This is a genomic window from Desulfuromonas sp. TF, assembly GCF_000472285.1.
Taxonomy (GTDB): domain Bacteria; phylum Desulfobacterota; class Desulfuromonadia; order Desulfuromonadales; family ATBO01; genus ATBO01.
The window spans coordinates 165,222-166,278 of record NZ_KI421424.1 but is presented as its reverse complement, the minus strand read 5'-3'; the positions used below and the strand labels follow the sequence as shown (position 1 = coordinate 166,278).

2 protein-coding genes are annotated in these 1,057 nt (G+C 65.2%); both read right to left on the bottom strand.

From position 1 onward, the window contains the following. Positions 1–519 (bottom strand): Hpt domain-containing protein (locus tag DTF_RS25740; RefSeq protein WP_193352716.1); only part of this gene is annotated, 519 nt, incomplete at its 3' end. Next, on the bottom strand, positions 520–1,057 hold a 538-nt coding region (locus DTF_RS27365; RefSeq protein ID WP_226989400.1), incomplete at its 5' end, for a methyl-accepting chemotaxis protein.

Here is a 1,057-nt window from a genome sequence, read left to right as displayed (position 1 = left end):
GCGCTCTTCGAACATGCGCCGCACGATGAGCATCTCGCCCAGATGGTTGATGAGCTGGTCGAGCCGGGCGACGCTGGCACGAACGGTGTCGGCGCCCCCCTTTTTTTCTTCGGCCGCGGAAGGCCGGGCGGCGGGGACTTCGGGGAGCACCCCCGTTTCCAGCCCCTCGAGGACGAGATCGACATTGACCTCGATCTCGCCGCCGCTGTGCGCCTGGGCGATCAGCGCCTCCAGGGCGTCGGTGGCCACCAGCAGCAGATCGACCAGGGAGGGGGTCAGGGAGCGCTCGCCCTCCTCGAGGTCCTTGAGCAGGTCTTCGAGCTTGTGGGCGACCTGGGCCAGGTCGCCCAGATCGAGCATCCGCGCCGACCCCTTGAGGGTGTGGGCGCTGCGCAGGATGACGTGCACCTGATCCCGGCCGAAGCCGTCCTTCTCCAACGCCAGGATCCCCTGCCGCAGCAAATGCAGGTGCTCTTCGGCTTCCCGGGCGAAGATCTCGATATACTTTCTGGACTTCACCTAGGCCTCTTCGTCCACCACCAGTTCCTTGAGGCGCTCGGCGAGGCTGGTCAGCTCGGTGATGGACTGGGTCGTCTCTTCGGCGCTCGCCGCAACCTGGGTGGCCACGTCCCGCACATCGGCCACGGTCTCCGCCATCTGCTCGCTGGCCGTGGTCTGCTGCTGAGTCGAGAGTTTGATCTCCCTGGCGGCAGTGGTCGTTTCCTCGACCATCTCGATGATGTTGGTCAGCGCCTCTGAAACCCGTGCCACCAGAGTGCTGGCCGAATCCACCCCCTTGGTCCCTTCTTCGGTCAGCATGATGGTGGAGTTGGTCGCCTTCTGGATCTGATCGATCAGCCCCTTGATCTGCCGGGTGGCGTCCACCGTGCGCTCGGCAAGCCGCTTGACCTCGTTGGCGACGATGGAGAAGCGCTTGCCGGCTTCCCCCGCTCCGGCGGCCTCGATCGCAGCGTTGAGGGCGAGCAGATTGGTCTGGTCGGAAATCTCGTCGATGATGTCGACGATGCCGCCGATCTTCTGGGAGTTCTCCCCCAGC